The following is a 6,166-nucleotide window of genomic DNA, read 5'->3' on the forward strand; positions in this document are numbered from 1 at the left end:
TATGAGTATATTAAAAAAACAAGGGCGTACACGAGCACAAGAGAGTAGCAGCGCCATCGAACGCATGTATATTACCATGCGACATCTTTTCAACCGAGGTTTCTATAAACCCATGGGGGTTTCTGGAGAAACGCTCCGAGAAGCATTACTAATTTTACGTCCTGAAATTTATGGCTCTATCGCAGAAGAAAAAGTAGAGCTAGACGGTTTGTTGTATGTTATCGATAGGCTTCCAGAAAGGATAGAAGAATGCAGGTTTATCAACTTAACAAGTGATGAAGGCTACAAAAACAGCCTCTTTGAACCCCTTATTCCGCGTAAGCGTAGACGTAATTGTTATCGAATTGATGAAGAGCAAATGAATATTGAAATCACCAGAGGGCGTTCTGAGATTTATGATATTTTGACACACCTTACATTCTTATTTATAGAATCTCATAAAATCATGAATCGTGTTTTGATAAATGATAGAGGAGATCTTACTAGAGATTGGGAAAAACTTGAAAAAGCCGTCCTCTCTGATGAGGAGCTTACACAAAAGGAAAGAGAAGTTGCTATTACACACACTGCAAATATCTTAGGGAGAACTTTTCAAGAAGTGAATGAAGTAGCTCCTTTATTTAACACAAAAAATAATACAAGACGTTTTCTGGAAATTATCTATTGGTTGGGGAAACTTGCCATTGCAGAAATGACAAAAGATAATAAGCGTACCGTTACATTTAGCCCTGTACTTAGAGAACGCTTAGGGCATCATATACATGGAGAAATTTGGGCGCAAAACATTAAAAAAACGCTCAAAGAAAACGATCTCATACACAGACCTATTCATATCATAAGTGCCAATATGCACAGTGTGATGAATACGATATATGCACCTGTAGCCTTAAAAAATGAACTCAAGAAAGGATCTAAACTAGATATATTCGAACTTCTTAGCGAGGAGAAAAACGAAAAGCTGAGAAAAAGAGTGGAGAAAACGGCTACTCAAAACGGGATGATTTACGTAGCAGACGATAGCGGCACCAACATCAATGTACAAATTTTTGATATGTGCAAACTTGCTATAGATGAGAATGAGTTTTGCGATTATACGACGCAACCAAATGAGAATCCTGTCATCTTAGTGATGGATTACGCTTTTGGTGAGCAAGCCTATGAAACCATGGAAGAGTTGTTAAAACCCTTTAATGAAGAGGATAATACAACGTATCTTGATGTCCGATCAGTAGCTATCATGGGAAAAGCGGGGATATTAGATGGAGGCAAAGGAGATATTATGATTCCTTCTGCCCATCTTTTTGAAGGCACAGCAGATAATTATCCATTTAAGAACGCTCTTAAAAAAGAAGATTTTGAGAATCAAGGTTTACGCGTATTTGAAGGAGCTATGGTCACGGTATTAGGAACTTCATTACAAAACAGAGATATTTTAAAGTTTTTTTATGATAGCACCTGGAATGTGATAGGATTAGAAATGGAGGGAGCTCATTATCAAAAAGCCATACAAGCTGCTTCTAAGTTAAGAGCAAATATTCAAGAAGATGTTGAGGTGCTATATGCGTATTATGCATCAGATAATCCACTAGAAACAGGGAGTACACTTGCCTCTGGAGGATTAGGTACCACAGGTGTAAAACCTACTTATTTGATTACAGAAAAGATATTATATCATATCTATAAAAACTAAAAAAACAAAATTATATGAGTGCACCGCAATCAAGTTCTGGCGCTGACCAAGAAATGGATCTCACAGATATTTTTGCGCTTTTCCAGCGTAATTTTTATAAGTTTCTAGCTGGATGCTTTAAGGCTATAGATTTTATATTAAAATCTTGGTGGGTTATTCTACTACTCATAATTACAGGCGCAACAATAGGATATTTTACAAAAGGAAAACCTGATTATAGATCTACAGTTGTTGTACAATCTAATTTTGATAGTCAAGCATATTTATACAATGCGATTCAACAATTTGACGATAATTTATCTGAAAAAGACAGTATTTTTTTAAAAGGAATAGGACTGCCAATAAAAGAGACCCCTATAAAAGGAGTACAAATACGACCAGTAATTGATGTCATGAGACTTGTAGAAGATCTAAAAGCTTCTGATAGAACGTTGGGTATCATTATACAAGAACTAGAAGTTGATGAAGATGAAGAGTTATTTGCGTCAGATCGTTTTTATACCAATTATAAGTACCATAAATTGACAGTTGATCTTAGAAGCGAAGAGGCAAAATCCCAAATAGCTAAAGTGATTGATTATGTTAATAACAACCCATTTATACAGCGAATAAAAGAAGAGCGTGTCCAGAATATTAAAGAACGTATAGCCCAGAATGAATCTATTATGGTTCAATCAGACGCATTAATAGATAGCTATACTAAGAGTGCAGACCTCTCTAATCAAATTTCTAATGAAAGACTTTCTTTTTTTAATAACTCTAACAACCTTAATGTAAATGGAGTTTTGACCTTCAAAAACACCTTGGCTATAGAAACAGAGCAACTTAAAAATGACTTGGCAGAGTCTTTAGACGCCGTCGTGGTTATAAGTGACTTACAAACCGCAAAAAAAGAATCTTTTAAAGATAAAAAAGAAGTTATTTATCCTATCCTACTTGTATTTATATTCTTGCTTTTTGCGGGAGTTCGCTATACGTATTCTTCTTTAAGAAGAGAAGTAGAGGCACAAAACTTATTGAATTAATTTAAAAGATTTTTGTCAAAATAAAGAGTATGACTAAAACAGCATTAATAACAGGAGTTACAGGGCAAGATGGCGCGTATTTAAGCGAGTTTCTTCTTAAAAAAGGATATGTAGTTCACGGGATTAAAAGGAGGTCTTCTCTATTTAATACAGATCGGATTGATCATTTATACCAAGACCCTCACGTAGACCATCGTAATTTCTTTTTACACTATGGAGACCTTACGGATAGCTCTAACTTATTACGCATTATCCAAGAAGTGCAACCTGATGAGATATATAATCTAGGCGCGATGAGTCATGTTCAGGTTTCTTTTGAAATGCCAGAATATACAGCCAATGTAGATGGACTAGGCGCACTGAGAGTACTAGAATCGGTGCGTGCATTAGGACTAGAGAAAAAGACGAAGATATATCAAGCTTCTACTTCAGAACTTTATGGAAAAGTACAAGAAGTACCACAAACTGAGAACACCCCCTTTTACCCAAGAAGCCCTTATGCGGTGGCAAAAATGTATGCCTATTGGGCAACGGTAAACTATCGCGAGGCGTATAACATGTTTGCGTGTAATGGGATTCTTTTTAATCACGAATCTCCTATACGAGGAGAGACGTTTGTGACGCGTAAAATTACGCGAGCGACTTCTAGGATAGGATTAGGATTGCAGGAAAAAATGTATCTCGGAAACTTAGACGCAAAGCGAGATTGGGGTCATGCAAAAGATTACGTAAAAATGATGTGGATGATCCTTCAGGCAGATGAGGCCGAAGATTGGGTCATTGCAACGGGAACTACCACCCCGGTGAGAGATTTTATAAAAATGGCGTTTCATTGTATTGGGGTAACCTTAGAATTTAAAGGAGAAGGCGTAGATGAAAAAGGAATTGTCGTAGCCTCAGAAAATCCTGATTATCCTGTAAAAATAGGACAAGAAGTGGTGGCTGTAGATGAAAAATATTTTAGACCTACAGAGGTTGATTTATTAATTGGAGACGCTACAAAAGCGTATGAAAAACTAGGGTGGAAACCAGAATATACCCTACAAGATCTAGTACATGATATGATGAAGAGTGATATTAATTTGATGAAAAAAGACAGCTACCTTAAAGAAGGAGGATACACAACCCTAAACTACTTTGAATAGGGTATGAACAAGGATGCAAAAATATATATTGCTGGACATCGAGGTTTAGTTGGAAGTGCTATTAAGGAAGATTTAGAAAAAAAAGGATATACCAACCTTGTCTACAAAACCCATAAAGAGCTAGACCTCACCAATACAGTTGCCGTCACTTCTTTTTTTGAAAAAGAACAACCAGAATATGTGTTTTTAGCCGCAGCAAAAGTAGGAGGCATCATAGCAAATAATACGTACAGAGCCGATTTTATATATGCTAATTTGATGATTCAGAATAATGTGATTCATCAGAGTTATTTGAGTGGTGTTAAGAAATTACTTTTTTTAGGAAGTACTTGTATTTATCCAAAAGAAGCACCACAGCCCATGCCTGAAGACAGCCTACTTACGGGACTTTTAGAATACACCAATGAGCCGTATGCCATTGCAAAGATTGCTGGGATAAAAATGTGTGAGAGCTATAATATACAGTATGGCACTAATTTTCTTTCGGTCATGCCTACCAATTTGTATGGGTATAATGACAATTTTGACCTAGAAAAATCGCATGTATTACCAGCACTTATCAGGAAGATGCATTTGGCAAAATTACTCTCAGAAGGAAATCAAGATGAGGTGATGCGGGATCTCGGAGTGTCCGCTTTCGCGAAAGCGGAAGAAACCTTAAGAAAATATGGAGTCTCAGGTACTTCTGTCGAAATATGGGGAACGGGAGCTCCTCGAAGAGAGTTTTTATGGAGTCAAGACATGGCAAATGCCTGTGTCTTTATCATGGAAAAAACAGACTTTGACGATGTAACACCTGAAAGAGACATTAGAAACACCCATATTAATATAGGCACAGGCGAAGATATCTCTATCAAAGAACTGGCGCAGATCATTCAGAAAATAGTAGGGTTTAAAGGAGCACTTACGTTTAATGCCTCAAAACCAGATGGAACCTTACGCAAACTTACTGATGTGTCTAAGCTACATAGCTTGGGATGGAAACATAAAGTTCAATTAGAAGAGGGTATAGCGCGATTGTATCATTGGTATTTAGAAAATAAGTAAATGAATATAAAAATTTGGACACCTCGATATGTCTGCAATAGGATAAGCTATTATTTTTTTGAAAAGCAAAATAAAGACAAGCCTTGGATTACTCAAGATGCTATTAAAGTCTTGGAGACTCTTTTACAGAAAGAATTTGTAGGAATTGAGTTTGGATCTGGAAGAAGTACCGTCTGGTACGCCAAGCAAATACAACACTTAACAAGTATAGAAGACCACAAAGGATGGTATGAAGAAGTTAAGGCTCAATTTAAGGAAGCAAATGTTTCTAATGTAGATTATCTTTTTAAAAGCTCAGAAGGAAGTACTATTGCTCAAACAGATTATTGTCTTGTTATAGACGAATTTAAAGATAACTCTTTGGACTTTATCGTAATAGATGGAAAACATCGAGATGTACTTGCAAATAAGTCTATTTCTAAATTAAAAATAGGAGGGATTCTATTATTAGATGATGCAAATAGATACCTCCCACATCAAACAAAATCTCCTTATTCCATAAAAATGGATTCCCAAAAAGTTACACCAGCATGGAGAAATTTCCAAGAAGAAGTCAAGAATTGGAAAATGATATGGACATCAAATGGCGTTTCTGATACGGCAATTTTTATAAAAAAATAAAAAATGCTCAAATCTTTTTTGAATACAAAAAACAGTAAAATTGTTGCGGGCAACTATCTTGCGTTACTTTTTATTCAAGGAGCTAATATACTTTTGCCTTTATTTACATTGCCTTATTTGATAAGAACCATTGGTACAGAGCGTTTTGGTTTGGTTATGATTGCACAATCCATAGGGGTTTTTTTAACGATTGTTGTTGATTTTGGGTTTAATATTAGTGCTACGAGAGAAGTCTCTTTGCTAAGAAAAAATAGAGAAAAACTATCTCAACTGTATTGGAATATATTTTATATAAAGTCTGCGCTCGTAGTGCTAGCTTTTATGGTACTTGTTTTAATGGTTATTACAATACCCCGATTTAGATCAGAATCTCTTGTATATATATTAAGCTTTGGGATGGTTTTGGGACAAGCTATTTTTCCCACTTGGTTTTTTCAAGGAATAGAGAAAATGAAAGTAATAATTACAGAGAGTCAATATAAGAAAGTTTTAATTAGGGAGTTTGGTGAAATGGAAAACGACCCAAAAAAATGGTATCGTAAAATTCTTAAATGGGTTGACGGTGATAGAAGTAGACTTAAGTTTAATAGTGACTCTTATGAAGTTGTTGCATATGATGATAAGGGTATCTATTTAGG

General features: G+C 35.7%; 6 protein-coding genes. All 6 read left to right on the top strand.

The window, feature by feature from the left end; translation table 11 throughout:
- Position 1 precedes the first annotated feature (1 nt).
- On the top strand, positions 2 to 1,690 hold the full coding sequence (locus Q0505_RS13925; protein WP_299213904.1) for a hypothetical protein: 1,689 nt from the start codon (positions 2 to 4) through the stop codon (positions 1,688 to 1,690).
- A gap of 14 nt (positions 1,691 to 1,704) precedes the next feature.
- Complete coding sequence (locus Q0505_RS13930) at positions 1,705 to 2,715, top strand: hypothetical protein (RefSeq protein WP_299213908.1); 1,011 nt, start codon at positions 1,705 to 1,707, stop codon at positions 2,713 to 2,715.
- Positions 2,716 to 2,744: 29 nt separating this feature from the next.
- Entirely contained in the window at positions 2,745 to 3,860 is a 1,116-nt protein-coding gene (gene gmd, locus Q0505_RS13935) for a GDP-mannose 4,6-dehydratase (protein WP_299213910.1), read from the top strand.
- 3 nt (positions 3,861 to 3,863) lie between these two features.
- Positions 3,864 to 4,907 carry a GDP-L-fucose synthase gene (locus Q0505_RS13940; protein WP_299213912.1) on the top strand — a complete coding sequence of 348 codons (1,044 nt, stop codon included), beginning with the start codon at positions 3,864 to 3,866 and terminating at the stop codon, positions 4,905 to 4,907.
- Positions 4,908 to 5,528, top strand: coding sequence for a class I SAM-dependent methyltransferase (locus Q0505_RS13945; protein ID WP_299213915.1), 621 nt, complete (start codon positions 4,908 to 4,910; stop codon positions 5,526 to 5,528).
- A 3-nt stretch (positions 5,529 to 5,531) separates the two neighbouring features.
- On the top strand, positions 5,532 to 6,166 hold a 635-nt coding region (locus tag Q0505_RS13950), incomplete at its 3' end, for an oligosaccharide flippase family protein (protein WP_299213917.1).

This window comes from uncultured Dokdonia sp. (assembly GCF_937910895.1).
In the GTDB taxonomy this organism is placed as follows: Bacteria; Bacteroidota; Bacteroidia; order Flavobacteriales; family Flavobacteriaceae; genus Dokdonia.

What these genes read in the sequence shown, in the direction of transcription:
- gmd (WP_299213910.1), top strand. Translation starts at nt 2,745, where the DNA reads ATGACTAAAACAGCATTAATAACAGGAGTTACAGGGCAAGATGGCGCG.
- Q0505_RS13930 (WP_299213908.1), top strand. Translation starts at nt 1,705, where the DNA reads ATGAGTGCACCGCAATCAAGTTCTGGCGCTGACCAAGAAATGGATCTC.
- Q0505_RS13925 (WP_299213904.1), top strand. Translation starts at nt 2, where the DNA reads ATGAGTATATTAAAAAAACAAGGGCGTACACGAGCACAAGAGAGTAGC.
- Q0505_RS13945 (WP_299213915.1), top strand. Translation starts at nt 4,908, where the DNA reads ATGAATATAAAAATTTGGACACCTCGATATGTCTGCAATAGGATAAGC.
- Q0505_RS13940 (WP_299213912.1), top strand. Translation starts at nt 3,864, where the DNA reads ATGAACAAGGATGCAAAAATATATATTGCTGGACATCGAGGTTTAGTT.